Annotated in this window: 25 protein-coding genes; 7 read left to right on the forward strand and 18 right to left on the reverse strand. The window is 68.2% G+C overall.

Annotation, left to right across the window (positions count from 1 at the left end; all coding sequences use genetic code 11):
• Window positions 1–56 precede the first annotated feature (56 nt).
• Entirely contained in the window at window positions 57–743 is a 687-nt protein-coding gene (gene ftsE, locus ACJ4V0_RS08590; protein ID WP_448299157.1) for a cell division ATP-binding protein FtsE, read from the forward strand.
• Window positions 740–1,729 carry a cell division protein FtsX gene (locus tag ACJ4V0_RS08595; protein ID WP_448299158.1) on the forward strand — a complete coding sequence of 330 codons (990 nt, stop codon included), beginning with the start codon at window positions 740–742 and terminating at the stop codon, window positions 1,727–1,729. Before ftsE ends, ACJ4V0_RS08595 begins: the two co-directional genes overlap by 4 nt.
• A 9-nt stretch (window positions 1,730–1,738) precedes the next feature.
• Here the strand turns inward: ACJ4V0_RS08595 and ACJ4V0_RS08600 are convergent, their stop codons facing one another.
• The 9 genes from ACJ4V0_RS08600 to ACJ4V0_RS08640 form a co-directional block, all read right to left on the reverse strand.
• Window positions 1,739–2,548: a LolA family protein gene (locus tag ACJ4V0_RS08600; protein WP_448299159.1), complete on the reverse strand. Its 810-nt coding sequence runs from the start codon at window positions 2,546–2,548 to the stop codon at window positions 1,739–1,741.
• 88 nt (window positions 2,549–2,636) lie between these two features.
• Complete coding sequence (locus tag ACJ4V0_RS08605; protein ID WP_448299160.1) at window positions 2,637–5,255, reverse strand: DNA translocase FtsK; 2,619 nt, start codon at window positions 5,253–5,255, stop codon at window positions 2,637–2,639.
• Between the two features lie 271 nt (window positions 5,256–5,526).
• Window positions 5,527–7,020, reverse strand: coding sequence for an ammonium transporter (locus tag ACJ4V0_RS08610; protein WP_448299161.1), 1,494 nt, complete (start codon window positions 7,018–7,020; stop codon window positions 5,527–5,529).
• A 43-nt stretch (window positions 7,021–7,063) separates the two neighbouring features.
• Window positions 7,064–7,402, reverse strand: coding sequence for a P-II family nitrogen regulator (locus tag ACJ4V0_RS08615; RefSeq protein ID WP_448299162.1), 339 nt, complete (start codon window positions 7,400–7,402; stop codon window positions 7,064–7,066).
• A 292-nt stretch (window positions 7,403–7,694) separates the two neighbouring features.
• Window positions 7,695–8,555: an acyl-CoA thioesterase II gene (tesB, locus tag ACJ4V0_RS08620; RefSeq protein WP_448299163.1), complete on the reverse strand. Its 861-nt coding sequence runs from the start codon at window positions 8,553–8,555 to the stop codon at window positions 7,695–7,697.
• A 69-nt stretch (window positions 8,556–8,624) separates the two neighbouring features.
• Entirely contained in the window at window positions 8,625–9,416 is a 792-nt protein-coding gene (locus tag ACJ4V0_RS08625; protein WP_448299164.1) for an ABC transporter permease, read from the reverse strand.
• Complete coding sequence (locus tag ACJ4V0_RS08630) at window positions 9,413–10,315, reverse strand: ABC transporter permease subunit (protein ID WP_448299165.1); 903 nt, start codon at window positions 10,313–10,315, stop codon at window positions 9,413–9,415. Before ACJ4V0_RS08630 ends, ACJ4V0_RS08625 begins: the two co-directional genes overlap by 4 nt.
• A gap of 1 nt (window position 10,316) precedes the next feature.
• A complete protein-coding gene (locus tag ACJ4V0_RS08635; protein WP_448299166.1) occupies window positions 10,317–11,489 on the reverse strand; it encodes an ABC transporter ATP-binding protein in 1,173 nt (390 codons plus the stop codon).
• Between the two features lie 8 nt (window positions 11,490–11,497).
• Entirely contained in the window at window positions 11,498–12,601 is a 1,104-nt protein-coding gene (locus tag ACJ4V0_RS08640) for a polyamine ABC transporter substrate-binding protein (protein WP_448299167.1), read from the reverse strand.
• A 168-nt stretch (window positions 12,602–12,769) separates the two neighbouring features.
• Between ACJ4V0_RS08640 and ACJ4V0_RS08645 the strand changes: the two genes are divergently transcribed.
• Entirely contained in the window at window positions 12,770–13,279 is a 510-nt protein-coding gene (locus tag ACJ4V0_RS08645) for a CinA family protein (protein WP_448299168.1), read from the forward strand.
• Window positions 13,280–13,484: 205 nt separating this feature from the next.
• Here the strand turns inward: ACJ4V0_RS08645 and ACJ4V0_RS08650 are convergent, their stop codons facing one another.
• From ACJ4V0_RS08650 to ACJ4V0_RS08675, 6 genes are all read right to left on the reverse strand, one after another.
• Window positions 13,485–14,921, reverse strand: coding sequence for a homospermidine synthase (locus ACJ4V0_RS08650; protein WP_448299169.1), 1,437 nt, complete (start codon window positions 14,919–14,921; stop codon window positions 13,485–13,487).
• A 147-nt stretch (window positions 14,922–15,068) separates the two neighbouring features.
• Window positions 15,069–15,866: an enoyl-CoA hydratase gene (locus tag ACJ4V0_RS08655; protein ID WP_448299170.1), complete on the reverse strand. Its 798-nt coding sequence runs from the start codon at window positions 15,864–15,866 to the stop codon at window positions 15,069–15,071.
• A 78-nt stretch (window positions 15,867–15,944) separates the two neighbouring features.
• Window positions 15,945–16,511 (reverse strand): DsbE family thiol:disulfide interchange protein, encoded by a 567-nt coding sequence (locus ACJ4V0_RS08660; protein WP_448299171.1) that lies wholly within the window; start codon window positions 16,509–16,511, stop codon window positions 15,945–15,947.
• Window positions 16,508–16,690, reverse strand: coding sequence for a heme exporter protein CcmD (ccmD, locus tag ACJ4V0_RS08665; protein ID WP_448299172.1), 183 nt, complete (start codon window positions 16,688–16,690; stop codon window positions 16,508–16,510). Before ccmD ends, ACJ4V0_RS08660 begins: the two co-directional genes overlap by 4 nt.
• Window positions 16,691–16,697: 7 nt before the next feature.
• A complete protein-coding gene (locus tag ACJ4V0_RS08670) occupies window positions 16,698–17,462 on the reverse strand; it encodes a heme ABC transporter permease (protein WP_448299173.1) in 765 nt (254 codons plus the stop codon).
• 117 nt (window positions 17,463–17,579) lie between these two features.
• Window positions 17,580–18,245: an outer membrane protein gene (locus ACJ4V0_RS08675; protein WP_448299174.1), complete on the reverse strand. Its 666-nt coding sequence runs from the start codon at window positions 18,243–18,245 to the stop codon at window positions 17,580–17,582.
• A 535-nt stretch (window positions 18,246–18,780) separates the two neighbouring features.
• Between ACJ4V0_RS08675 and ACJ4V0_RS08680 the strand changes: the two genes are divergently transcribed.
• On the forward strand, window positions 18,781–19,536 hold the full coding sequence (locus ACJ4V0_RS08680; RefSeq protein WP_448299175.1) for an SDR family oxidoreductase: 756 nt from the start codon (window positions 18,781–18,783) through the stop codon (window positions 19,534–19,536).
• A gap of 80 nt (window positions 19,537–19,616) precedes the next feature.
• Window positions 19,617–21,662: an excinuclease ABC subunit UvrC gene (gene uvrC / locus ACJ4V0_RS08685; protein ID WP_448299176.1), complete on the forward strand. Its 2,046-nt coding sequence runs from the start codon at window positions 19,617–19,619 to the stop codon at window positions 21,660–21,662.
• 6 nt (window positions 21,663–21,668) lie between these two features.
• Here uvrC and ACJ4V0_RS08690 read toward each other — a convergent pair whose 3' ends face one another.
• Window positions 21,669–22,406 carry a lysophospholipid acyltransferase family protein gene (locus ACJ4V0_RS08690; protein WP_448299177.1) on the reverse strand — a complete coding sequence of 246 codons (738 nt, stop codon included), beginning with the start codon at window positions 22,404–22,406 and terminating at the stop codon, window positions 21,669–21,671.
• 30 nt (window positions 22,407–22,436) lie between these two features.
• Entirely contained in the window at window positions 22,437–23,141 is a 705-nt protein-coding gene (locus ACJ4V0_RS08695) for a YdcF family protein (RefSeq protein ID WP_448299178.1), read from the reverse strand.
• Between the two features lie 228 nt (window positions 23,142–23,369).
• Here ACJ4V0_RS08695 and ACJ4V0_RS08700 point away from each other — a divergent pair, with 228 nt between their 5' ends.
• On the forward strand, window positions 23,370–24,344 hold the full coding sequence (locus ACJ4V0_RS08700; RefSeq protein WP_448299179.1) for an NADPH:quinone oxidoreductase family protein: 975 nt from the start codon (window positions 23,370–23,372) through the stop codon (window positions 24,342–24,344).
• A gap of 153 nt (window positions 24,345–24,497) precedes the next feature.
• Entirely contained in the window at window positions 24,498–25,274 is a 777-nt protein-coding gene (locus ACJ4V0_RS08705) for a TerC family protein (protein WP_448299180.1), read from the forward strand.
• 24 nt (window positions 25,275–25,298) lie between these two features.
• Here the strand turns inward: ACJ4V0_RS08705 and ACJ4V0_RS08710 are convergent, their stop codons facing one another.
• Complete coding sequence (locus tag ACJ4V0_RS08710) at window positions 25,299–25,694, reverse strand: hypothetical protein (RefSeq protein ID WP_448299181.1); 396 nt, start codon at window positions 25,692–25,694, stop codon at window positions 25,299–25,301.
• Window positions 25,695–25,793 lie beyond the last annotated feature (99 nt).

A 25,793-nucleotide genomic window follows, 5' to 3' on the forward strand; every position in this document is an offset into this window, starting at 1 on the left:
GGCCGTGGCATGATCGCGCCGGCCGAATCGCCGGCCGAGAGAGGGAAGTCGAGGCCTTGGTCCGGTTCGAGAATGTCGGATTGCGCTACGGGGTGGGGCCCGAGGTGCTGAGGGATCTCTCCTTCGGCATCGAACCGCATTCGTTCCAGTTCCTCACCGGCCCGTCCGGCGCGGGCAAGACCAGCCTCCTGAAACTGCTGTTCCTGTCGCTGCGCGCCACGCGCGGCATCGTCACCGTCTTCGACCATGACACCTCGCGCCTGTCAAAGGACGAACTCTCGGTGCTGCGCCGGCGCATCGGCATCGTCTTCCAGGATTTCCGCCTGCTCGACCACCTGACGACCTATGAGAATGTCGCCCTGCCGCTGCGCGTGCTCGGCAAGGAGGAGGCGAGCTATCGTTCGGAGGTCATCGACCTCCTGGAGTGGGTGGGTCTCGGGGAGCGTATCGACGCCTATCCCCCCATCCTTTCCGGCGGCGAGAAGCAACGCGCGGCGATCGCCCGCGCCGTCATCGTGCGTCCCGAAATGCTGCTCGCCGACGAGCCGACCGGCAATGTCGACCCGCCGCTCGCCAAGCGCCTGCTGCGGCTCTTCGTGGAACTGAACCGCACCGGCACCGCCGTGCTCATCGCCACCCACGACCTCTCGCTGCTGGAGCAGGTGGAAGCGCGCCAGCTCATCATCCGCGAGGGCAGCCTCTCGGTCAGCGACCCCCATCACCAGGAGGCCGGCGGGTGGTGAGCGGAACGCGGCGCAGCGCCTCCCTGCAGCACTGGCTGGCGAGCCGGGAACGGGATCGCGCGCAGGGCGGCGCACGGGCCGACATGCGGCCGCGGGGCGCCTCTCTCGTGCCGCCCTCCTCGATCGCCGGGCGCGCCCTTGCGGTCATCATCGCGATCATGACCTTCCTCGGATCGCTCACCGTCGGCAGCGTCGACCTGGTACGGACCGCCGCAGCCGACTGGACCTCCTCCATCATCCGGGAGGCGACCATCCAGGTGCGCCCCGTAGCCGGCCGCGACCTTGTCGCCGACGTCGCCCGCGCCACCGAGATCGCCGTGCGCTTTCCGGGAGTCGCCGACGTCTCGCCCTACACCGCGGAGGAAACGCGCCGCATGCTCGAGCCATGGCTCGGCACCGGCCTCGGCGCGGAGGACCTGCCCATCCCGCGACTGATCGTGGTCAAGCTCGCGGACGACCGGCGCACAGACATGGACGCCTTCCGGAGGGCCCTGACCGCCGAGGTTCCCACCGCCAGCCTCGACGACCATCGCCAGTGGTTCGACCGCCTGCGCGCCATGGCGCGCGCCGTCATCGTCGTCGGCCTCGTCATCGTCGCGCTGATGATCGCAGCCACCGGTCTGTCGGTCATCTTCGCCACCCGTGCCGCGGTCGAGACGAACCGGCCCGTGGTCGAGGTGCTGCATTTCGTCGGCGCGCGCGACGCCTTCATCGCTGGCGAGTTCCAGCGCCACTTCCTCTGGCTGGCGCTCAAGGGGGCGGCGGCCGGCGGGGTCCTTGCCCTTGCGGCGATCCTCGTCTCCGGCGCCGTCGCGGCCCGCTGGCGGGCGACGGCCGGCGGCGACCAGATCGAGGCGCTGTTCGGGTCGTTTGCCCTGGGCGCCACCGGCTATGCCGGCATCGCCGTCCTCGTCGTGCTGGTGACGGCGGTCGCCGCCCTTACCTGCCGCTGGACGGTGATGCGCACGCTCGGCGCAATCGACTGACGGACGCGATCACTCCAGCAGGCGCTGGTAGTTGATGCGGAAGAGCCGCTGGTCGGGCCGCGAACGCGGATCGAGGTTGTGCAGCGCCACCGAGGTCTCGTAGCCCTGCGCGTCATAGACCGTCCACTGGCGCAGGGCCATGTCGGAGGCGTTGAACAGCACCATCAGCCGGTTGGTGCCGCCGAGTGCCTGACGCTCCTCCAGCATGACGATGACGTAGTCCGGATCGCGGGTGACCGAGGTCACGTTGGCGTCGCGCAGGATGTCGACCCGGTCGGAGAGCAGGAAGCGCAGCGGCGTCTGCGACAGCGGGTAGATGTCCTGGGTGTTCAGGCGCCGGTCGCGCACCGCCACCGACTGGCCATCGGCGACGACCTCCACCGGGCTCGGCGGATTGTACTGGAAGCGGATCTTGCCGGGCTTGTCGAGATAGAGCTTGCCTGTGGTGCGGCGGCCGTCCGGGCCGATCTGGACGAAGTCGCCCTGCATGAAGCGGATGCCGTTGAAATAGGCATTCACCTGCTGGGCGATCTCGCGGGAATCGGCATCGACGCCGCGCGCGGCCCGCGGCGCGGCGCGTCGGACCGGCGCCGTCAGGGCGCCGCCCGCGGAGGGTGCGGGTGCAGGCGCGGGCGAGGCCGTCGGAGCACCGGGACGGGGCGGCTGCGCCGCGCCGCCTGCCGGCGGACCGAGTTGCAGCGGCGTTCCCTGGGCGAGGATGAACGGCCGCTCGCCGGAGATGGCGGGCGCGATGCCGAATGCAAGGACCGCGCCGGCGAGGATGAGGCCGGCCGGAAGCGCGCGGGGTCTGGCGGTCATCGTGAATCCTCGGCGCGTCGTGTTCGGAACGGTCATGGTGGATTGGGAGATAGGAAGCCGTTGGGGCGATTTCGAGGCGGAACGCCCGTCAATCGGCGGCCTCCGGCATCAGGATCTCGCGCTTGCCGGCGTGGTTGGCGGGGCCGACGAGGCCCTCGCGCTCCATCCGCTCGATGAGCGAGGCGGCGCGGTTGTAGCCGATCTGCAGGCGGCGCTGGATATAGGAGGTCGAGGCCTTCTTGTCGCGCAGCACGACCTGAACCGCCTTGTCGTAGAGGTCGGCCGGCTCCTCGCCGAAGGCGCCCTTGTCGAAGACAGCGCCGTCGTCGCCATCGCCCTCAACGCCCTCGTCGTCGTCGGTGGTGACGGCTTCGAGATAGTCCGGAGCGCCCTGCATCTTCAGGTGACCGACGATGCGCTCCACCTCCTCGTCGGAGACGAAGGGACCGTGGACGCGGCTGATGCGGCCGCCACCGGCCATGTAGAGCATGTCGCCGCGGCCGAGGAGCTGCTCGGCGCCCTGCTCGCCGAGGATGGTGCGGCTGTCGATCTTGGAGGTGACCTGGAAGGAGATACGGGTCGGGAAGTTCGCCTTGATCGTACCGGTGATGACGTCGACCGAGGGGCGCTGCGTCGCCATGATCAGGTGGATGCCCGCGGCGCGGGCCATCTGCGCCAGGCGCTGGATGGCGCCCTCGATCTCCTTGCCGGCGACCATCATCAGGTCAGCCATCTCGTCGACGATGACGACGATGTAGGGGATCGGCTCGAGGCCCATCTCCTCCTGCTCGTAGATGGCCTCCCCCGTCTCGCGGTCGAAACCCGTCTGCACGGTGCGGGTCAGCACCTCACCCTTGGCCTTGGCCTGCGCCATACGGGCATTGAAGCCATCGATGTTGCGCACGCCGAGCTTCGACATCTTCTTGTAGCGCTCCTCCATCTCCCGGACCGCCCATTTCAGCGCCACGACCGCCTTCTTCGGGTCGGTGACGACGGGCGTCAGCAGATGGGGAATGCCGTCGTAGATGGAGAGTTCCAGCATCTTCGGATCGACCATGATCAGGCGACACTGGTCCGGCCGCAGTCGGTAGAGCAGCGACAGGATCATGGTGTTGATGGCGACCGACTTGCCCGAGCCGGTGGTGCCGGCGACCAGCAGGTGCGGCATCTTGGCAAGGTCTGCGATGACCGGATCGCCGCCGATGGTCTTGCCGAGCGCGATCGGCAGCTTTTCCTTGGCGGTGATGAAATCCTGGCTCGCCAGCATCTCGCGCAGCAGCACATTCTCGCGCTTGGCGTTCGGCAGCTCGATGCCGATGGCGTTGCGGCCGGCGACGAGGGCGACGCGCGCCGAGATGGCCGACATGGAGCGGGCGATGTCGTCGGCAAGGCCGATGACGCGGTTGGAGCGGGTGCCGGGGGCAGGCTCCAGTTCGTAGAGCGTGACCACCGGGCCCGGACGCACGTTGATGATCTCGCCGCGCACGCCGAAATCGTCGAGCGTCGAGGCGAGCGTCGCGGCGTTCTCCTGCAGCACCTCCATCGACATGGAGGCGTCGCGCTCGGACGGCTTCGGCTCGGTCAGGAGGTCGAGCGGCGGCAGTTCGTAGGTGTCGTCCACTCCCTCCGGCGGCGGAAGCGGCAGCTTCTGCTGGATCGCGACGGGGCGCGGGGTCGGGGCGGGCGCATGGATGCGCGGCCCGACCCTGGCGGCAGGCGACGCCGACGGCAGCGGCCGCTCGTCCTCGACGTCGTCCGCCGGCGCGATGTCCGGCGCGGCGATCTCATCGGGGTCCTCCGGGCGGACACGGCCGTCGAGTGGGGCGTGATAGGTGCGCGGCAGGCGATCCGGGGCCGCCTCGAGCACGGGCTCGCGGCGCACGCCCGAGGAGCGGCGCGACGCGGGCAGGCCGTCATCGTCGGGTTCGGTGAAGAAGGCCTTCGCCCGCGCGGCAAGGCCGGGGCCGGCACTCGCCTCCGCACCCTCTGCAGGGGCGCCCGCGGCGACACGCGCCGTCTGGGGGGCTTCCGCCACCATGCGGGCAAGGCGCGCCCTGGTGGAGAGCATGCCGTGGGCGACGGCGCCGACGGCGCTGGAGACCATGCCGCCAACGAGGCCGGGCTCGCTATCCTCATCGCTCGGACGACGCGCCCTGGGGGCGACGCGATCGAGTTCCTCCTCCAGCGTCTCCGGCTCGGGCCTCAGGATGAGCCCGACGGCAGCGGCCAGCAGCGCGAGACCCATGCCCGCGATAGTCGACAGGGCGATGATGCGGGTCAGGCCCTGCATCCGGCCGAACAGGGTCGACAGAACGGTGATGCCGCCGTCGCCGACAACGCCGCCGATGCCGGTCGGCAGCGGCCATCCGGCCGGGGGCGGGATCAGCGAGACAGCAACGGCCAGCACCATGGCCGCGCCGATCCCGAGCGGAACGCGCAAGCCCTCGCGATCGAAGGGCCGCGCCCGGAGCATGAGCCAGCCCCAGATGGCCGAGACGGCGAGCAGGACGATGGCCGCGAGGCCGAAGAGCTGCATCAGGAGATCGGCGAGAATGGCGCCGGGCTTGCCGATCCAGTTCTTCACCGGGGCGTTGGTGGCGTGGCTGAGGGAGGGGTCGCCGGCGGTCCAGGTGAGCATCGCCACCGCGGCAACGACGACCGCAGCGAGGATGCCGAGGCCGGTCAGCCGGCGCAATTGGCGTCGCATGGCGCCGCCCAATCCGTCGGGGACCAGGGAAGGTCCGGTCTGCCGGCGCGCCACTGCCATCGTCATCCAATCCCGTGCGAGGGGGCGCGAAGCCGGGCGAGAAGGAGCCTCGCGCCGGGCCGGAGCGCCCTCCGGTTCAGTCCCGGACCTTAGCGAGCCAACGGTTGACGCCGGATTAACCATCGCTGGCGACCAGACTCCACCGGCCTGTGCCAAGAAAAAACCCCCGGCGCGGGACGCCGGGGGCTGGAAGCCTGAAGGAGGACAGGCGTCAGAGATTGTAGGCGCGCTCGCCGTGCTCGGCGAGGTCGAGACCCTCGCGTTCGCGGTCGGCCGTCACCCTCAGACCGATGATCACATCGACGATCTTGAACAGGATGAAGGAGCCGACGCCGGACCAGACGATGGTGAAGAGAACGCCCTTCACCTGGGCCCAGACCGCCGTGCCGAAATCGTAGGCGCCGACGGCGAGTTCGCCGGGCTTCGATTCGTAGTCGGCGATGCCGGCGCCACCGAGGGCGGTGTTCACCAGGATGCCCGTCGCGATGGCGCCGATGATGCCGCCGATGCAGTGGATGCCGAACACGTCGAGCGAGTCGTCGTAGCCGAAGGCGTTCTTTACCGTCGAGCAGAAGATGAAGCAGACGCCGCCGGCGACGAGACCGAGGACGATGGCGCCCATCGGGCCGGCGAAGCCTGCCGCCGGGGTGACCGCCACGAGGCCCGCAATGGCGCCGGAGACGGCACCGAGGAGCGATGGCTTGCCCTTGGCGGCCCATTCGACGAAGAGCCAGGACAGCGTCGCGGCACCGGTCGCGACATAGGTGTTGATCGCGGCCATAGCGGCGACGCCGTTGGCCTCGAGGTTGGAGCCGGCGTTGAAGCCGAACCAGCCGACCCACAGCAGCGCGCCACCAATCAGCGTCATGACCAGCGAGTGGGGAGGCATCAGCTCCTTGCCGTAGCCGATGCGCTTGCCGATGACGAGACAGCCCACCAGACCGGCAATACCGGCATTGATGTGGACGACCGTGCCGCCGGCGAAGTCGAGGGCGCCCCACGAGAAGAGCAGGCCCGCATCAGCCTTGACCTGGGCGAGCTTCGCCTCGGCGGCAGCCTTGGCAGCGGCATCGGTTCCGGCTGCAGCGACGGCCTTGACGGCGTCGGCGATGGCGTCGGGGCCGGCCCAGTACCAGACCATGTGGGCCATCGGGAAGTAGATGAAGGTGACCCACAGGACCACGAACAGCAGCAGCGCCGAGAACTTCACGCGCTCGGCGAAGGCGCCGACGATGAGGGCCGGCGTGATGCAGGCGAAGGTCATCTGGAAAAGGATGTAGGCATATTCCGGAATGACGACTCCGTTGGAGAAGGTCGCCGCGGTCGACTCGGGCGTCACGCCCATGAGGAAGGCCTTGGAGAAGCCGCCGACGAAGCTGTTGAGCCCGCCGCCCGAGGTGAAGGACAGCGAGTAGCCGTAGGTCACGTAGATGATGGAGACGACGGCGACGATGACGAAGACCTGGGTCAGCACCGACAGCATGTTCTTGGCGCGCACCAGGCCGCCGTAGAACAGGGCGAGGCCGGGGATGACCATCAGCAGCACGAGATAGGCGGAGAAAAGCACGAAGGCGGTGTCGCCGGAATTCGGCTTGGGCGGGGTTGCGGCCGGCGCCTGCGCGAGGGCCGGTTCGGCGAGGGCCGCGGCAAGGCCCGCCAGCGCCAGCGCGCCGAGGCCCCACCTGGAAAGGCTCGATCTCATCATGTGGAAAGTCTCCGGAAGAAAGGCGTTGCGGTGGGAGGGCGCGTCACAGCGCGTCGACGTCGGTCTCGCCGGTGCGGATGCGCACCGCGTGCTCGATCGACGTGACGAAGATTTTTCCGTCACCGATCTGGCCGGTCTTGGCGGCGCCGGCGATCGCCGCCACCACCTTCTCGACATCGGCACCCGCCACGGCCACCTCGATCTTCAGCTTCGGCAGGAAGCTGACGGCATATTCGGCGCCGCGGTAGATCTCCGTGTGGCCCTTCTGGCGGCCGTAACCCTTCACCTCGGTGACGGTCAGGCCGTGAACGCCGATGCCCGTGAGGGCGTCGCGGACTTCCTCCAGTTTGAATGGCTTGATGATCGCCATCACGATCTTCATGTGGTCATCCCCGAATTGGCTTCGTCCGGACCAGGTCCCGCGGAAGCGTTTGTGGCTGCAAGTCGGCCGCGATCCCGAAGGCCGAAGTCCGAACCGGGATGAAGGGAATCAAGTCGCGTGCCAATATCGGTGCATCACGATTTCATAAAGGATGACAATCACTTGAAGGAATATGGTCCGTCATGCGATACGGCCGGAACGGCCATGTGCATGACTTTTAGGCAGGACGAAGCGCCGGCCGCGATTTGGCCGCGATCACCGTCCGGATGTGATGAAAAAGAAGGCAGACGCGTCAGGGACGCTTCTGGCGAAGCAGGCCTTCCTGCGCCACCGAGGCCACCAGCACCCCCTGCCGGGTATAGATCGATCCGCGCGTGAAGCCGCGTGAGCCCTGCCCCGAAGGCGAATCATGGGCATAAAGCAGCCAGTCGTCGGCGCGGAAGGGCCGGTGGAACCACATGGCGTGGTCGAGGCTCGCCGCCTGCACCGACTGGTCGAAGAAGGAGCGTCCGTGCGGCACGTTGGCGGCATCGAGCAGCGTCATGTCGGAGGCGTAGGCCAGCACGCACTGGTGGATGACCGGGTCGTCCGGCAGGGCCTGGGTGGTGCGGATCCAGACATGGAACTTGCCCTCGGACTGGCTCTCGCCGGTATAGCGACCAAACTCGACCGGCCGGATCTCGATCGGCCGCTCGCGCGCGAAATAGGCCTTCATCGCCTCGGGCATGTTGGCCTGGAACAGCTTTCGGACATCCTCCTCCGATTTGAGCGCCTCCGGCGGCGGCACGTCGGGCATGGCGAACTGGTGCTCGGCACCCTCCTCCTCGACGTGGAAGGAGGCCGACAGCGAGAAGATCGCCGCGCCGTGCTGGATGGCCTTCACCCGCCGCGTCGAGAAGCTCCGGCCGTCGCGCACCCGCTCGACCTCGTAGATGATCGGCGCCTTGGGGTCGCCGGGCAGCACGAAATAGCCGTGCAGCGAATGCGGCCGGCGGCTCTCGACCGTGCGGCAGGCGGCCACCAGCGCCTGGCCGATGACCTGGCCGCCGAAGACGCGCTGCCAGCCCTCCTGCGGGCTCTGGCCGCGGAAGAGATTCACCTCGAGGCGCTCGAGGTCGAGGATTCCGAGGAGATTATCGACGGCTGACGGCATGGGACGCTCGCTGGGACGGGACGGATGTCCCGCCAGCAGAAATCACCGGCGGGACGGCAAGGTCAACCGTCAGTGCGCGGCGGCGCTTCGCTTGGTGGCGAGCGAGGCGCCGATGACCAGCACCGTGACCACCGCGATCATGATGGTCGAGATCGCGTTGATCTCCGGCGTCACGCCGAGCCGCACCTGGCTGTAGATGCGCATCGGCAGGGTGGTCGAGCCGGGCCCGGTCGTGAAGCTCGCGATGACGAGGTCGTCCAGCGACAGGGTGAAGGCGAGCAGGAATCCCGCGATCACGGCCGGCGCGATGATCGGCAGCGTGATGCGCGTGAACACCTGCCAGGGCGCCGCCCCGAGATCGGCGGCGGCCTCCTCCAGCGACCGGTCGAAGGTGACGAGGCGCGACTGCACGACGACCGCGACGAAGCCGCAGGTAAAGGTCGCGTGGGCCACCGTCACGGTCCAGAACCCGCGGTCGATACCGAGCGAGACGAAGAGCAGCAGCAGCGACAGGCCGGTGATCACCTCTGGCATGACGATGGGCGCGTAGACGAGGCCGGAGAAGAGAATGCGGCCGCGGAAACGTGCGTAGCGCGTCAGCGCCAGCGCCGCCAGCGTGCCCACCACGGTCGCGAAGGCGGCCGAGGCGGCGGCGACCTTCACCGTCATCCAGGCGGCGTCCATCAGCTGGCGGTTCTGCCAGATGGCGCCGTACCAGCGCGTCGAGAACCCGCCCCAGACGGTGACGAGCTGGCTCGCATTGAAGGAGAAGATCACCAGGATGACGATCGGCAGGTAGAGGAAGCTGAAGCCAAGCGTCAGCGCCGTGGCGTCGAGCAGCCGGGACCGCGGATTTGTCATCGACCCGCCTCCAGCTGCCGGGCCTGCTGGCGCTGATAGACCATGATGGGTCCGACAAGGATGACTAGCAGCAGCACCGCAACCGCCGAGGCGACCGGCCAGTCGCGGTTGGAGAAGAACTCCGTCCACAGCGTCTTGCCGATCATCAGCGTGTCGGAACCGCCGAGCAGGTCGGGGATCACCACCTCGCCGGTGATCGGGATGAAGCAGAGGAAGCATCCCGCGGCGATGCCGGGCAGGGACAGCGGCACGGTGATGCGCCAGAAGGCCTTCCACGGCGGGCACCCCAGGTCGTTCGCCGCCTCGATCAGCGTCCGGTCCATGCGCTCCAGCGTCGCGTAGAGCGGCAGCACCATGAAGGGCAGGTAGGAATAGACGACGCCGATCAGCACCGCCGTCTCGGTGTTGGCGATCTGGAGGGGCGCGCCGATCAGCCTGAGGCCGAGGAGCAGCTCGTTGAGCAGGCCTTCGGGCTTCAGGATGCCGATCCACGCGTAAACGCGGATGAGAAAACTCGTCCAGAACGGCAGGATCACCGCCATGACGAGGATCGGCCGCCAGCTTGTCCGCGCGCGCGCCATGGCATGGGCCATGGGATAGCCGATGACGAGCAGGATCGCCGTGCCCGTCGCGGCGATACGCATCGAGGATAGGAAGGCGTCGATGTAGAGCCGGTCGCCGAAGATCACCGCGTAGTTGTCGAGCGAGAGCTCGCGCGCCTTGGCAAGCCAGCCGGCCGGGCCGTCGTCGAGGCCGAAGGTCGGCGTGTAGGGAGGGATGGCGGTCGCCACCTGCGACAACGACATTTTCGCGACGATGCCGAAGGGCACCAGGAAGAACACCGCCAGCCACAGATAGGGCACGAGAATGATGGTGCGGCGGGTGGCGCGCTCGCTCATGTCACCGCACCAGCAGCAGCAGCGACTCCGGCGCCACCGCCAGCTTCACCGCATCGTCCCAGGTGATCGGCCTCTCGACCACGCGCGAGGCATTGGCCACCGCCGCCTTCAGCCTGAGGCCACCCGCCGCGACGTGGTAGGTCGTCCAGTCGCCGAGATAGCCGATGTCGTGGACCGTTCCGGGGATGACGGCGCGGCCGTTGCTGATCGCCTCCTCCGCCCGCACGATGCGCGTCTTCTCCGGTCGCCAGGCCACCGCAACCGTCTGCCCGATCGCCACGGCTTCAGAGGCATCGGCAACGGTCAGGTCGCCGACGGTGGTCGCGACCGTCACGCGGCGGCCCTCGACGGAGCAAACCGCGCCCTCCACGAGGTTGATGTCGCCGATGAAGTCGGCGACATAGCGCGTCGCCGGCGCCTCGTAGATGGCCGGCGGCGTGCCAACCTGCGCGATCCGCCCCTTGTCCATGACGGCGATGCGCGTCGCCATGGTCATCGCCTCGTCCTGGTCGTGGGTGACGATGATGAAGGTGAGGCCGAGCCGCTCCTGCAGCGCGACGAGCTCGAACTGCGTCTCCTCGCGCAGCTTGCGGTCGAGCGCGCCCAGCGGCTCGTCGAGTAGCAGTACCTTCGGCCGCTTGACGAGGGCGCGGGCGAGCGCCACGCGCTGCCGCTGGCCGCCGGAGAGCTGGTGCGGCTTGCGGGCAGCGAGGCCCTCGAGCTTCACCATGCGCAGCGCCTCGGCCACCCGCGCCCCGATCTCGTCGCGCGGCCGGGCTTCCATCTCGAGCCCGAAGGCGATGTTCTTCTCCACGCTCATGTGGGGGAAGAGCGCATAGGACTGGAACATCATGTTGGTGGGACGCAGGTGCGGCGGCACGCCGGCGAGATCCTCGCCCGCCAGCAGCACGCGGCCCTCGCTCGGGATCTCGAAGCCGGCGAGCAGGCGCATCAGCGTGGACTTGCCGCAACCCGACGGCCCCAGCAGCGCGAAGAATTCGCGCTCATGGATGGCGAGCGAGAGGTCGGCCACGGCGGTCTCGTCGCCGTAGCGCTTGGTCACGCGGTCGAAGACGACGAGCGGCGTCGCGGCCGGGTCGTCCCACGGCGCGAAGCTGGAGCGCACCGCTCCGAGAGACGAGGCGTTGCGCGCCGGGCGGTCGGGAGGCTCCACGATGGCCCCTAGCGGCCGGTCTTCGCCCGCGTCCAGGCGCGGGTGATGACGCGCTGCAGGCGCGCATCCGGACTGGTCACGGTGAAGAGCCGCGCCATGACCTCGTCCGGCGGATAGACGGACGGGTTGTCACGCACGGCGGGCGCGATCAGCGGCTTCGCCGCGAGATTGCCGCTCGCATAGGAGACGAAGCTCGCGACCTTCGCGATCACCTCGGGCCGGTTGAGGTAGTTGATGAAGACGTGGGCGAGGTCGGCGTTCGGCGCGTCGGCGGGGATCGCCATCTGGTCGAACCACATCTGCGCGCCCTCCTTCGGGATGACGTACTGCACGTCGACGCCGTTGCCGGCTTCCTTCGCCCGCTTCTGCGCCTGGAAGATGTCGCCGGAGTAGCCGACCGCGAGGCAGATGTCGCCGTTGGCTAGAGCCGAGATGTATTCCGACGAGTGGAACTTGGTGACGAGCGTGCGCAGCTTCTGCACATGCGCGGCGGCGGCCTCCCAGTCCTCGGCGCGCTTGGAATTGGGGTCGCGGCCGAGATAGCGCATCACCGAGGGCAGGAAATCCTCGGCCGTGTCGAGGAAGTGGATGCCGCAATCCCGAAATTTCGCCAGCGTGTCGAAGTCGAAGGCGAGCTTCCAGGAATCGAGCGGGGCATCGGGCATGCGCTCGCGGATCTTGGCGACGTTGTAGCCAATCCCCGTGGTGCCCCAGAGATAGGTCACCGAATAGGCGTTGCCGGGATCATAGGCGGCGACCCGGCGCTGGATCTCCGGCCAGAAATGCGTCCGGTTCGGAATCTTCGACAGGTCGAGCCGCTGGTGGACCCCCGCCGCGATCTGCCGCGACAGGAAGGGCGCCGAGGGCACAACGATGTCGTAACCGGTGCGGCCGGCGAGCAGGCGCGTCTCCAGCACCTCGTTGGAATCATAGGTGTCGTAGGTGACCTTGGCGTTGAACTCGCGCTCGAAGTCGCGCAGCACCTGCTCGTCGATGTAGTTCGACCAGTTGAAGATCCTGAGCTCCCTGGGTGCCTGGGCGGAGGCTGCCGCCGCGAGACCGAGCGTCGCAAGGCCTGCAACGACGAGTTTGGACAGGGAGCGAGGGACCATGATGACATCCTTGGAGATCGGTCGGGCGCTGCGCCGCATGGGCGCCGCGGCAATCTAGGCGAAGCGCCGGGTTTCGCAATATCGGCGGCTGGTCCTTGCGGTCGCGCCCGCTCGACCGGGAGCATGCCACGGTCCATCATCGCCACGAGGTTCATCAGGGAGACGGCCATGGATCAGGACGACACGACCACCCGCGCGACGGCGGCGCGCATCGCCCGCCTGCTGATCGACCGCGGCGAGACGGTCGCAGTCTCCGAATCCTCCGCCGGCGGGCTCATCTCGGCGGCCCTGCTCGCGGTCCCGGGCGCCTCCGCCTATTTTCTCGGCGGCGCGGTGGTCTACACCTCGCAGGCCCGCGATGCGCTGCTCCGCATCAGCACGCGGCAGATGGTGGAAACGGGCATCCGCTCCGCCTCCGAGCCCTGGGCCGCCCTGATGGCTGCGACGATCCGCCAGAGCCATGGCGCGACGTGGGGCCTGTCCGAGACCGGCGCGACGGGCCCCACCGGCAATCGCTATGGCGATGCCGCCGGTCATGCCTGCGTCGGCATCGACGGTCCGGCCAGCCGGACGCGGACCATCGAAACCGGCTCGTCCGACCGCCTCGCCAACATGCACGCCTTCGCCGCGGCGGCGCTCGGACTGTTCGAGGCGGCGCTAACGGAGCCGAAAGCCTGAAGGGGTTGTGGGTCTTCCGACACGGCCCCTCACCCTTCACCTCTCCCCGCAGGCGGGGAGAGGGGTTGCCGGAGTCGTGGCTTCAGGTTGACGAAAGGTCCTGGCGCCGTCTGAGAAAGAATAGCGACGTGGAAGTCCCCCTCTCCCCGCGAGCGGGGAGAGGGAAGGGTGAGGGGAATCGCGCCCTTGGCCTAGACCCGATGCCTCAGTCCCGTACCAAGATGTTCCGGAACTGCCAGGGATCGGAGGTGTCGATGTCCTCCGGGAAGAAGCCCGGGCGGCGATCCAGTGGCGTCCAGTCGGTATAGGTGCCGATGACCGGGCCGAGATAGGGCTTCTGCACCTCGAGGCAGCGGCGGAAGTCCATGTCGTCGGCCTCGACGATGCCGGCCTCCGGGTTGTCCATCGCCCAGACCATGCCGGCGAGCACGGCCGAGGTCACCTGCATGCCCGTGGCGTTCTGGTAGGGGGCGATGCGCCGCGTCTCCTCGATGGAGAGCTGCGAGCCATACCAGTAGGCATTGCCGGCGTGGCCGTAGAGCAGCACGCCGAGCTCGTCGATGCCGTCCTCGATTTCGTTCTCGTCGAGGATGTGCCACGAATCCTGGCGCTTGCCGGCGGCGCCGAACATCTCGTGCAGCGACAGCACCGCGTCATTGGCCGGGTGGTAGGCGTAGTGGCAGGTCGGCCGGTAGGTGACCTTGCCGCTCGCATCCCGCACCGTGAGATAGTCGGCGATCGAGATGGCCTCGTTGTGGGTGACGAGGAAGCCGTATTGCGCGCCCGGCGTCGGGCACCAGGAGCGCACGCGGGTATTGGCGCCCGGCTGCATCAGGTAGATGGCCGCGCCACAGCCGGTCTCGTGGGTTCCGGCATTGTCCGGCATCCAGGTCTCGTGCGTGCCCCAGCCGAGCTCGGCCGGCTGCAGGCCCTCGGACACGAAGCCCTCGACCGACCAGGTGTTGACGAAGACGTTGGCCGGCTTCGGCTTCTTCGAGCGCTGGGTGTCGCGCTCGGCGATGTGGATGCCCTTGACGCCGACCTTCATGGCCAACGCTGCCCATTCCGCCTTGGACTTCGGCTCGGTGAAGTCGACACCCTGGTCGGTGGCGACGTTGAGGAGGGCCTGCTTGACGAACCAGGACACCATGCCCGGGTTGGCGCCGCAGCAGGACACGGCGGTGATGCCGCCGGGATTGCGCTCGCGGGCCGCCAGCACGCGCTCGCGCAGCGCATAATTCGAACGCTCGGCGGGGCCCATGCTCTCGTCGAAATAGAAGCCGGCCCAGGGCTCCGCCACCGTGTCGATGTAGAAGCAGCCGAGTTCGCGGCAGAGCTCCATGATATCGACCGAGGAGGTGTCGACCGACAGGTTGACGCAGAAGCCCTTGCCGCCGCCGGCGGTCAGCAGCGGCGTCAGGATGGCCTTGTAGTTGTCCTTGGTGAGCCCTTCCTGGACGAAGCGGATGCCGCGCTCATCCAGCAGCTTGCGATCGGTGTCGACCGGATCGATCACCGTCAGGCGCGTCTGATCATATTTGAAATGCCTCTCGATCAGCGGCAGCGTTCCGCGGCCGATGGAGCCGAAGCCGATCATCACGATCGGGCCGGTGATTTCATGATAGACGGGCCATGAGCTCATGCGAGGTCTCCGATCTTGCATGGGAACTGAAAACGGGTCCGCGGCGGCCACGCCGGGACCCGGATGAGGTAACGGCCCGCATTGGCCACGGCGTGACCCTCCCGTCAACACCTGTTCGCGTGACGGGGTGATGACGCGCGATTTGGGTCAGGTCTCGCGCGAGCGCCCCTTGGCCTGCACGCCAGCACGGCGCGCCTCCAGTTCGTCCGGCCTTACCGCAGCGTTGTGGCGGCGCGACCACTCCGATTCCAGCGCCATCGCCTCGCCAAAGGGCAGGCCGTAGCCGACGTCGACCAGCCTCTTGTAGTCCGCAAGGAAGGCGGCATCGACCTCGGCGATCTCCTGCGCCAGAGCCAGGACGTCGGCCATCAGTTCGCCCGCTGGAACGGCGCGGCTGACGAGGCCCCAGTCGCCGGCCTGGCTCGCCGTGATGAAACGGCCCGAGAAGGCCATCTCCTTCGCCCTGGACGGGCCGATGATGCGGGAGAGCTTCTGGCTGAGGCCCCAGCCGGGAATGACGCCGACGCGCTGGTGGGTGTCGGCGAAGCGGGCGGTGGTTGACGCCACGAGAATGTCGCAGGCCAGCGCCAGTTCGAACCCGCCGGTGATGGCAACGCCGTTCACCGCCGCGATCACGGGTTTGGGGCACTGCGCGATTGCGCGGATCGGGTTGGGGCGCTCTCCCTCCCCCTCCACCATGCCCAGCAGCCCGGGCCGCGCGCCGAGTTCCTTCAGGTCGAGCCCGGCCGAGAAGGCCCGGTCCCCGGCACCGGTCAGAACAATCACCCGCGCCGTTTCGTCGCGGCCGAGCGACACGATGGCCGCGCTGAGCGAACGGATCAGCGACTGTGACAGCGCATTCATCGCCTGCGGGCGGTTGAGGGTGAGCACCGCCACCGGTCCGTGGCGTTCGATGAGCAGCTCGGCAGAGTTGGCGTCGGTCACGGCGATCCCCTCGTCAGACGCGGAAAGTGTGCGGCGTCGTTCCCGCCCGCGCATCCCGGCGATTCGGGGGAGGTCGCCTTACCGCGCCAACGCCTTCTCGACTTGCGGCCGGATGATGGTCGCGAGGATCGCCGCGTTGATCGGCCCGACATGCTTGAAGGCGATGGTCCCGTCACGCCCGACGATGAAGGTCTCCGGCACGCCATAGACGCCCCAGTCGATTACCGCGCGGCCCGCCGGGTCGACGCCGACCAGCGCATAGGGATTGCCGTTGCGCCCGAGGAACCGGCGCGCATTCTCCGGCTGGTCCTTCTGGTTGATGCCCGCCATGCGGATGCGCGTGTCCGTCGCCAGTTCCATCAGGAAGGGATGCTCGTCGTGGCAGGGAATGCACCAGGAGGCGAAGACGTTGACCACGGTGACGTGACCCGCGAGGTCGGCGGTGCGGAAGCCTGGCCGGTCGATGCCGGCCAGCGGCGCGAGATCGAAGACTGGCGCAGGCCGGCCGACCAGCGCCGATGGCAGGCGCTGCGGATCGCCCCTGAGGCCAATGACGAACATGACGACAAGCGCGGCGAAGATGGCGAGCGGCGCCAACGCCATCCAGGTCCGGCGCTTCGGCGCGGGGGCGGTCGTCTCGGTCACGTTGCTCCCTCCCCGCGGCGGGCGGAACGGCGGGTGACGCCTCTGGCTTCGAGGATGGCGAGCTTCGCCTTCTGCTGGCGATGATCGATGACGATCCAGGCGATGACGGCTGCGAGCGTCACGGCCGTCACCAGGTACGAGGCGAGGATGAAACCGGCATGGGGATCGGAACCGAACATGGCTGCCTCACTCGCCCGGCACGGGCTGGGCGCCCGCCGGAGCCATCTCGCGCTGCGCTTCCACGAGTTGCATGGCGCGCACGCGCCGGCGCAGGATCTCGTTGCGCATCGCGGCGAGATGCAGCGTCACGAACAGCAGCGTGAAGGCGATGGCGGCGACCAGCAGCGGCGTCAGGATCGCCGGATGAATGGTCGGCCCGCCCAGACGGAACACCGATGCCGGCTGGTGCAGCGTGTTCCACCAGTCGACCGAAAACTTGATGATCGGCAGGTTGACGGTGCCGACCAGCGTCAGCACGGCAGCGGCGCGGCCCGCGCGGCCGGGGTCGTCCACCGAGCGCCACAGCGCCATCAGGCCGAGATACATGATGAGGAGGACGAGCTCGGAAGTGAGCCGCGCATCCCAGATCCACCAGGTGCCCCACATCGGCCGGCCCCACAGCGAGCCGGTGGCAAGGCAGATGAAGGTGAAGGCGGCGCCGATCGGCGCTGCCGCCTTGGCCGAGACGTCGGCGAGCGGGTGGCGCCAGACGAGCGTGCCGAGGGAGGCCGCCGCCATCACCGCATAGCAGAACAGCGACAGCCAAGCCGCCGGCACGTGGATGTACATGATCCGGACCGTGCCGCCCTGCTGGTAGTCGTCGGGCGAGGCGAAGAAGGCGAGATAGCCCGCCGCCGCAAGCGCGAGAACCGTCGCGGCGGTCAGCCACGGCAGCGCCCGCGCCACCAGCGCGAGGAAACGGGTCGGATTGGCGAGATCGAGAAGCGCCATGGCGGCCTTCTAGTGCGGAGGCGGCGCAGTGGCAATGCGACGGATCAACCGCCGCCACAACGACGAACGGCCCGGGCGCAGGCCCGGGCCGTGGTCACGATCGCCGGACGGCGATGATCAGAAGCGGTAGTTCACGCCGGTGCGGAGCGTATGGCTGTTGAAGCCGACGCGGGGGGCAAGGGCGATGTTGCCGTAGGTGGCACGGCCGAGATCGGTATAGCGATACTCGATCAGACCCGACCAGTTCTGGGTGAACTTGTACTCGCCGCCGGCACCGACGGTCCAGCCAGCGAGGGTCCGCGACTGCGAGCTCGGGGTCAGGGCGTCCGAGACGCGGACGTTGCCGAGGGCGAGACCACCGGTCACGTAGAGCAGCATGTTGTCCTGCACGGCATAGCCGAGGCGGGCGCGCAGCGAGCCGCTCCAGTCCTGCTTGGCACGGATGTCGGTCGGGGCGAGGTCGATGTAGCGGCGCGAGACCGTCGAGTAGGACAGGTCACCGGCGACACCGAGCACAACGCGGTTGAACTGGTGGTCGTAGCCAGCCTGGACGCCGGCGAGGAGGCCCGAGGAGCCGCCGAGGCCATAGCCGAGGTCGTTGCGGAAGTTCGACGAGAAGGCGCCGCCGAGATGGGCACCGACGTAGAAGCCGGTCCAGACGCCGGCCGGTGCGACCGGGACATAGACGGTGTCAGCGATGGGCTGACGGCGCGGAATGTCGGCGGCGAAGGCCGGCGTGGCGAGCATGGCGGCTGCAGCGGCGGCCCAGACGATCTTCTTCATAATCAACTCCTGTCCCATGAACACCGCGGGGGCCCTGCCCGTCGCGCCGTCCCTGATGTGATGCGGTGAATGATCCATAACCGCATTCGTTCGAATTTGCGCCTATTCCTTGGTTGCGTCGTTAATGGAACGTTACCTCGAAATTCAGCATCCATCGTCATTCAGACGACAGGTGCAGTCATTTCCATTCCATATTGGCTGAAATGAGGCTCTTCGCCGCAGTCTTAATTGGAAATAATCAGCTACCAAGCAATACTTACTATATAAAAACGATGGAGATGATCATATTTCCTCAATATAAACTGTCTCCTTGTGGTGCAATCGTGGCGGCGATGGGAACATCCCGGGGCAGCTCAGGTGAACCGGCGCCGCTGCCCTTGCGTAGAGCAACGCAAACACCCCCGATGGGGATGCAGCCTTCGCGGTTCGCCTGATCGATACTGACGCGACACGGCATCGGGGCATCTACCGTGCTGTGGCATAAGGGCATCAGCGGTTCCGGAACGTCGTCCGGATCGCGGGAAACGGGAGCGCCATGATCGAACCTGGCACAGCGCTGGTCACAGGCGGGGCGCGACGAATCGGACGGGCCATCGTCGAGGCGCTCGCCGATGGCGGCTATGCCGTGGCGATCCATACCCATCGGTCGGGCACGGAGGCCGAGGCGCTCGCCGCCGCCATCGTCGACCGTGGCGGGCGCGCGGTTGTGGTCCGGGCCGATCTTGCCGAGCCTGCCGAGGTCGATGGCCTCGTGGCCGCTGCGGTTGCCGCCCTCGGCCCGCTGACCTTGCTGGTGAACAATGCCAGCGAGTTCGTCGAGGACCATCTCGGCAGCCTGACCCGAGAGGTGTGGAACCGGCAGTTCCGCGTCAACATCCAGGCCCCCTCCTTCCTCGCGCAGGACTTCGCCGCGCAGGCTCCGGCCGGATCGGCAATCGTCAATGTCACCGACCAGCGGGTGTTCAAGCCGACGCCGCATTTCTATTCCTACGCCCTCACCAAGGCCGCCCTTGCGGCGGCCACGGTGACGATGGCGCAGGCGCTCGGGCCGCGCATCCGCGTCAACGCGGTCGCGCCCGGCCCCAGCCTCCAGGGCGCGCGGCAGTTTCCCGAGGATTTCGCCCGCCAGCAGGCGGCAACTCTCACCGGTGGCGGAAGCCCGCCGGAAGCCATCGCCGAGGCCGTGCTCTATCTTGCCCGCGCGTCCGCGGTGACCGGTGTGACCCTGCCCGTGGACGGTGGCCAGCACCTGCTCTGGCAGACCCCCGACATCGACGGCGTCCGGGAGTAGGCGGGGGCCGGGCGGTCGGCGCACATCCTTGTTGCTGATGCCACCTGCCGGGCATCCACTTCGCCTATATATCGCAGACCATGAGTCGCCCCGGCCACACCAATCTCGACCCTGACCTGACCGATCCCGAAACCGCGGAGGCGGAGGAGATCGAGACGCTCGTCCTTGAACCATCCCCGGACGAGGACGCAGCGCCGACCGAAGGCACGGTCGCCGCCGGCATGGAGGTGATCAAGGCCGCGGTCAAACATGCCCCGAAAGGCCCCGGCGTCTATCGCATGATCGATGCGAAAGGCGAGGTGCTCTATGTCGGCAAGGCGAAGTCGATCGCCCGCCGCGTCATCTCCTATGCCCGGCCGACCGGGCTCGTCAGCCGCATCGTCCGCATGGTGGCGGCGACCGCCGCCATGGAATTCGTCTCGACCAAGACCGAGACCGAGGCGCTGCTGCTCGAGGCCAACCTCATCAAGCAGCTCCGCCCCCGCTTCAACGTGCTGATGCGGGACGACAAGTCCTTCCCCTACATCCTCATCACCGCCGACCATCCAGCGCCGCGCATCGCCAAGCACCGCGGCGCGCGCGCCGCCCGGGGCGACTATTTCGGCCCCTTCGCCTCGGCGCAGGCGGTGGGCCGCACCATCAACGCGCTGGAGCGCGCCTTCCTGGTGCGCTCCTGTTCCGACGCCGTCTTCGAGAGCCGCACCCGGCCGTGCCTCCTGTTCCAGATCAAGCGCTGCGCCGGCCCCTGCACGCAGGAGGTCGCCCCCGCCGACTACGCCGCGCTGGTCAAGGAGGCGAAGCTCTTCCTTTCCGGCCGCAGCCAGGCGGTGAAGCAGCTTCTCGCACGGCAGATGGAGGAGGCCGCCGAGGCCATGGAGTTCGAGCGCGCCGCCGTCTATCGCGACCGCCTCGCCGCCCTCTCCGCGGTGCAGTCGACGCAGGGCATCAATCCGCGCGGGGTCGAGGAGGCCGATGTCTTCGCCGCCGTGCAGGACGGGGGACAGACCTGCATTCAGGTCTTCTTCTTCCGCACCGGCCAGAACTGGGGCAACCGCGCCTACTATCCCAGGGCCGATCGCTCGCTGGAGCCGGCCGAGGTGCTCGCCGCCTTCATCGCCCAGTTCTACGACGACAAGCCGCCGCCCTCGCTCGTCCTCATCTCCCACGAGGTCGAGGATCAGGCGCTGCTCGCCGAGGCCCTCTCCGCCCGCGCCGGCCGCAGGGTCGAGGTGCAGGCGCCGAAGCGCGGCGAGAAGAAGGACCTCGTCGACCACGCTCACCAGAATGCGCGGGAGGCGCTCGGCCGTCAGCTCGCCGAGAGCGCCTCGCAGATGAAGCTGCTGCAGGGGGTGGCGAGCGCCTTCGGCCTGCCCGCCCCGCCGCGCCGCATCGAGGTTTACGACAACTCCCACATCATGGGCTCGAACGCGGTGGGCGGCATGATCGTGGCCGGTCCCGAGGGATTCCGCCGGCGCGACTACCGCACCTTCAACATCAAGTCCGACATCGCCCCGGGCGACGATTTCGGCATGATGCGCGAGGTGCTGGAGCGGCGTTTCAAGCGCCTCCTGAAGGACGCGCCGAAACCGGAGGGCGACGCCGAAACCCGGGACGCGCTGTCTGAAGAGGCCGCGCCCGGAGAGACCGTGCCGGAGGAGGCGGAGGCCGACGGCTCCTGGCCCGACCTCGTTCTCATCGACGGCGGCCCCGGCCAGCTCGCCGCGGCCCGGGCCATCCTCAGCGAACTCGGCATCGACGACGTGCCCCTCGTCGGCGTCGCCAAGGGACGCGACCGCGAGGCCGGTCGCGAGACCTTTCACATGGCGGGACGCGAGCCCTTCCGGCTCGAGCCGCGCGATCCCGTGCTCTACTTCCTCCAGCGGCTGCGCGACGAGGCCCACCGCTTCGCCATCGGCACCCATCGCGGCCGGCGCAAGAAGAACATCCGCTCGGCGGGCCTCGCCGAGATCGGCGGCATCGGCCCGGCGCGCAAGCGCGCCCTGCTCAACCACTTCGGTACGCTGAAGGCGATCGAGCGGGCGAGCCTCGACGACCTGCAGCGCGCTCCCGGCATCAATGCGGGAACCGCGCAGGCGGTCTATAATTTCTTTCATCCGCAGGGGTGACGAGGATCACGCCTCGCCTTCGCCGCGCGCCAGTGATTCGGCAATCAGCCGGTTGGTCGCCGTCTCGATCTCCGCTTCAAGCTTCTCGGCGAACTCCGTCGGCGACAGGCCCGGCGGGATGGGATCGAGAAACTCGACCAGAACGGTTCCCGGCCGCCGGAGGAACGATTTCCGGCTCCAGAACATGCCGGAGTTCAGCGCCACCGGCTGGCAGGGCAGGCCGAGCGTCCTGTAGAGATGGGCGACGCCATACTTGTAATCGGGCGGCGCCCCGACCGCCCGGCGCGTGCCCTCCGGGAAGATCATCACCTGGCGCCCGATGGCCGCAGCCGCCTTCGCCCCGACCGTCATCGAGGCCAGCGCCTCGCCCTTGCGGCCGCGGTCGACGGGAATCTGCCGCGCCTTCCAGATCGTCCAGCCAAACAGCGGCACATAGGCGAGCTGGCGCTTGTAGACATAGGCCGGACGCCGGAACGGCACGAAGAAGGCGAAAGTTTCCCAGGCCGACTGGTGCTTGGCGGCGACCAGCAGGGGCCCCTCGGGGATCTTCTCCATGCCGCGCCACTCGACCGTCATGCCGCAGATGACGCGCAGCGCCCACAGGTTGCCGCGCCCCCACAGGAGGCCGATGGCGAGGATCGCCCGGCTGCCGGGCAGCAGCAGGATCGGGATCAGCACCAGCAGGAGGAGAGCGGTCCACAGGTAGAAGAAGATGTTGAAGACGAGGGAACGCAGATGAAGCATCGGGCGGGTCCTTGCCGCCCGGCAGGCGGTTCAGGTGCGGGCGGTGCGCAGTGGCGGGACGAAGGGGTCGGCCGTCGCCCGGTCGAGCCTCAGCCCCACCGCTGCCATCAGATACTTGGCATATTCGAAACCGAGAATCTTCACGCTCGCCGCGTCTTTCCACCATCCCTGCGGGTCGAGCGCGCCAGTGAGAACCGGAAAGGCCACGAGGCGCACGTCCGGCAAGAGCCGCTGCAACTCCAGCATGGTGCGGGGCATGTGATAGCTCGACGTCACCACGAGCAGCGACCGGAACGCATGCAGCCGCGCCCATTTGGCGGTCTCGATGGCGTTGCCGCGCGTGTTCAGGGCCCGGTGGTCGAGGTCGATGCAGCAGGCCATCAGCGGCGAGGCCGCCGGCACCGCCCGTGCGAGTTCCCGCTCGCGCACGATCGGATTGACGCCGCTGATCAGCAGCCGCCGGCCGTGACCGGCGCCGAGCAGAGTGACGGCATCGCTCACCCGGTAGGAGCCCCCGGTCATCGCCACGATGGCTTCGGTCCGCGGGCTCGCCGGATCGTAGGGGCGGGTCGCCGTCTCGGCAAAGGCGATGAAACCGCCGGCAAGCCCCAGCACGGCGGCCGCGAAGACCGCAGGCAGGAGGAAGGACAGGCGCAGAATCCGTCTCGGCCGCGAAGTCTGGCTTCGGGCCATCATGCCGGGCACCGCGCCGCCGGGCGCGCTTTCGATGCGCATGGGCGTCATGTCGGTAAGAATACCATCGAATACGGCAATCAGAAGTTCCGTTTGTGAGCGGCTGCCATGGTTGCGCGCCAAGGCTCACCTGTTGCGTCACCCATGCTTGGCCCTCACCCCTTAAGGCCGCCTTTCCTGCGTCCACCCCCTTGGCCCGTCCCTTCGGCCGGGATTGACTTGGGCGCGATGCCGCAGAAGCTGGCCGCATTCCCCTGGAGGATGCCGTTCATGAAAGCCGTCCTGTGCAAGGCCTACGGGCCGCCCGAAAGCCTCGTCGTCGAGGAGCTTCCCGATCCGGTGGCCGGTCCAGGCGAGGCGGTGGTCCGGGTCGCGGCCGTCGGCCTGAACTTCTTCGACAACCTCATCATCCGGAACATGTACCAGGTGAAGCCGGAGCTGCCCTTCTCGCCCGGGTCGGAGTTCGCGGGTCGGGTGGACAGCCTCGGCGAGGGCGTCACCGGCCTGAAGGTCGGCGACCGCGTCCTCGGCAACATCTCCCATGGCGCGGCGCGCACCCATGTGGTCGTCAAGGCCGCGACGCTCGCGCCGGTTCCCGACGGGCTGTCGGACGAGCAGGCGGCCGGGATGATCATCACCTACGGCACGACCATCCATGCGCTGAAGGACCGCGCCCAGTTGAAGCCCGGCGAGACGCTGGCGGTGCTGGGCGCTGCCGGCGGCGTCGGACTCGCCGCCATCGAGCTCGGCAAGGCGATGGGTGCGAAGGTCATCGCCTGTGCCTCCAGCGACGACAAGCTGGCCTTCTGCCGCGCGCATGGCGCCGACGAGACGATCAATTATGCGACCGAAGACCTGAAGGAGCGGCTTCGGGCGCTCACCGGCGGCAAGGGTCCCGACGTCATCTACGATCCGGTCGGCGACAAGCTGGCCGAGCCGGCGCTGCGCGCCATCGCCTGGGAGGGCCGCTTCCTGGTCATCGGATTTGCCGGCGGCGAGATCCCGAAGATCCCCCTCAACCTCACCCTGCTGAAGGGCTGCGACATCCGCGGCGTCTTCTGGGGATCCTTTGCCCAGCGCGAGCCGGAGAAGAACCGGCAGAACCTCATGCAGGTCGCCCGATGGACCGCCGAGGGCAAGCTGTCGCTCCACGTCCACGGCACCTATCCGCTGGAGAAGATTGCCGAGGCGCTGGGCGTGCTCACCAGCCGGCAGGCGAAGGGCAAGGTCATCCTGACGCCCTGACTCCCGCTCTCGCCCGGCAGGTCGCAACCCCGCGACAAATCACCACGGGTCCGGCGCTCTTTGCGCCGGGGAACCGGTTGCGACATATCGACGTCTAGTCGGGTTGGTGACCTGCGCCTGGCAGTCACGCCGCCGTGACGGAGAGGACCCCCCGTGGAAGACATCGCGCGTCTTGCAGCCGACCCCACCGCCTGGGCCGCGCTTGCGACCCTGATCGCCATGGAGGTCATCCTTGGCATCGACAACCTCATCTTCATCTCGATCCTGACCAACAAGCTGCCGGAGGGCCAGCGCGAGAAGGCCCGCCGCATCGGCATCTCGCTGGCGCTCATCATGCGCCTCGCCCTGCTGGGCACCGTCGCCATCATCGTCACGCTCACCCAGCCGGTCATCTCGATCCTCGGCAAGGGGTTCTCCTGGCGCGACATCATCCTCATCGCCGGCGGACTCTTCCTGCTGTGGAAAGCGACGAAGGAGATCCATCACAACGTCGATGTCCGCGGCGGGCTGCACGAGGCGGACACCGGCAAGGTGGTCATCTCCAATTTCGGCTCGGCGATCGCCCAGATCATCGTGCTCGACATCGTCTTCTCGGTGGATTCGATCATCACGGCCGTCGGCATGACCGACGAAATCGTCATCATGGTCATCGCCGTGGTGGTCGCCGTGACGGTCATGCTGCTCGCCGCCGACCCGCTGGCGAACTTCATCGAGGACAACCCCACCATCGTCATGCTGGCACTGGCCTTCCTCATGATGATCGGCATGACGCTGATCGCGGAAGGCTTCGGCGTAAAGGTGCCGAAGGGCTACATCTACGCAGCCATGGCCTTCTCGGCGCTGGTGGAGAGTCTCAACATGCTCTCCCGCCGCGCCGCCAAAAAACGCGAGAAGGCTGCGGACGAGCCGCGCATCCCGGTCCAGCGCTGAGCGGGACGGCGGCTGGGCCGCGCACTACCCCGCCCGAGCGGCAAAACGCAGGCGGTCGGCGAGATCCGTCACGGATGTCGCAAGATCGGCCTCCACCGCCGCACGCTGCTCCTCGCGCTCGGCGATGAGGTGGACATGCACCTCCTCGGCCCGCTTCATCTGGGCGAGCCGGACCAGCGCACGGGGTGAGCCGGGGGAACGGCCGGCCCAGACTGCGACGCGCGTGCCGTCCGCTTCGGCGCGCGCAAGGACGATGACGGCCCCCTCATAGGCGGGGGCGGTCGCGGCGGCATGGACGGTCGCCAGATAGCGGCGCCCGGAAACGCCGCGCCAGGCATGGAACCGCGCGGCAAGGCCGGAGGCCCTCAGGGCAGAGGGGGAACCGGCGTCGAAGGCATGGATCGTTCGGCCTTTGCTCATGAGAACATTATGAGAACAAACCAGCGTCACGGTCAATGCCGCAGGGCCTTCCCGGCGTGCCCTTGCTGACAACGTTGTGGCAGGAGCAGAAGGGCTGTT

This window comes from Phreatobacter aquiterrae (genome assembly GCF_053471285.1).